Origin of the sequence: Legionella bozemanae (assembly GCF_001648595.1) — a bacterium.
GTDB lineage: Bacteria > Pseudomonadota > Gammaproteobacteria > Legionellales > Legionellaceae > Legionella > Legionella bozemanae.
On the sequence record NZ_LBAW01000067.1, the window covers coordinates 1 to 1,424 of the forward strand.

Genomic DNA, 1,424 nt, shown 5'->3' on the forward strand with positions numbered 1-1,424 from the left:
GTTAGTGATCGCTTTAATGGGTTTTTATTGTAAAAGTAAAGAGGGTTTCCTGAATAGACCCATCTGGAAAAATTTTAATGAAGCAAACGCTCAGATTGTTGGCCCTGCTTGGCAATACACAAAAAATGATCTTTGCTTAAATCGCTATCCTTTTGATGAAGCAAAAGATTATCGATGGTGGTTTTGTATGATGAATAAAAGCAAGAAACCAACTGTTATTTTACTTGGGAATAGTTTTGCAAACCAGCTTTATCCTGGGTTATTACATAATAAGTTATTCTCGAATGAGACCATACTTTCTATTGGCACTTGCGATGCAGCAAAAGTTGGCAAAACTCCTTTATTTGATAAGCCATTGGATCCAACCTTTCCTTGTGCGGGGGATAGGCCCCTACATCAAGAAAAGTTTATAAATAATATTATTAAACAAAACGTTGGCTCTTTAAAATACGCAATAATTGCAGGCATACCCAACCTACAGTCAGAAGATTACATTTATCGCTTGAAAAGCAGAATAGATTTTCTGGAAAAAAATCATATAAAAGTTATTGTCTTTTTACCTCATCTCCTTTTTAATAAGGATGTCAAAAGCTGTATTAGACCATTTAGCAGCGCTACAGGATGCATATCCGATTTGAAAGAAAGGAACGCTCTCATTCAATCGAATCAAGCAGTAATTAAAACAATATCAAAAACCAATCCAAGTGTTGTTTTTTTTGATCCGAATGATTTATTTTGTGATAGTAAGAAATGCTCAATGATAGATACTAACGGCCTTCCTTTCTATCGCGATCATGCGCATATTTCTGAGTATGGAAGCATAAAATTGGTCGGTTTGTTTCAAAAATGGGTGGAAAAAAATCTTTCGGAAAAGATAATAACTTAGAGGCATGGCGCAATTACCTTGACACTAAAAGGAAATTAAATGTCTAATTATCATCTCAATTATCGACCTGATATCGATGGTTTGCGAGCAATCGCTGTTTTGTCAGTAGTTGGGTTCCATGTTTTTCCAACTTTGATAAAAGGAGGCTTCATCGGTGTTGATATTTTTTTTGTGATCTCGGGTTTTTTAATTTCCAGCATAATTTTTAATAATTTAACGAATAATAATTTCAATATTTTTGAATTCTATAGCCGCCGCATTAAAAGAATTTTTCCAGCTCTTCTAATTACATTGTTGGCTTGTTTCATAGTCGGGTGGTTCATTTTATTTCCCCATGAATACGCACAACTAGGTAAACACGTTTTAAGCGGTGCGGGATTTTTCTCGAACTTTACTTTTTGGTTTGAAGCGGGTTATTTTGATAATCTAGCTGAAACAAAGCCTTTACTCCATCTTTGGTCTTTAGGGGTTGAAGAACAGTATTATATTATTTGGCCATTATTATTATGGCTTATCTGGAAAAAGCCGCCTATTATTC

2 protein-coding genes are annotated in these 1,424 nt (G+C 34.6%); both read left to right on the forward strand.

Annotated elements, in window-relative coordinates:
• Window positions 1-886 (forward strand): SGNH hydrolase domain-containing protein (locus tag A8O27_RS18935; RefSeq protein ID WP_211269264.1); only part of this gene is annotated, 886 nt, incomplete at its 5' end.
• 39 nt (window positions 887-925) lie between these two features.
• A partial coding sequence (locus A8O27_RS18010; protein WP_154669264.1) for an acyltransferase family protein occupies window positions 926-1,424 on the forward strand: 499 nt, incomplete at its 3' end.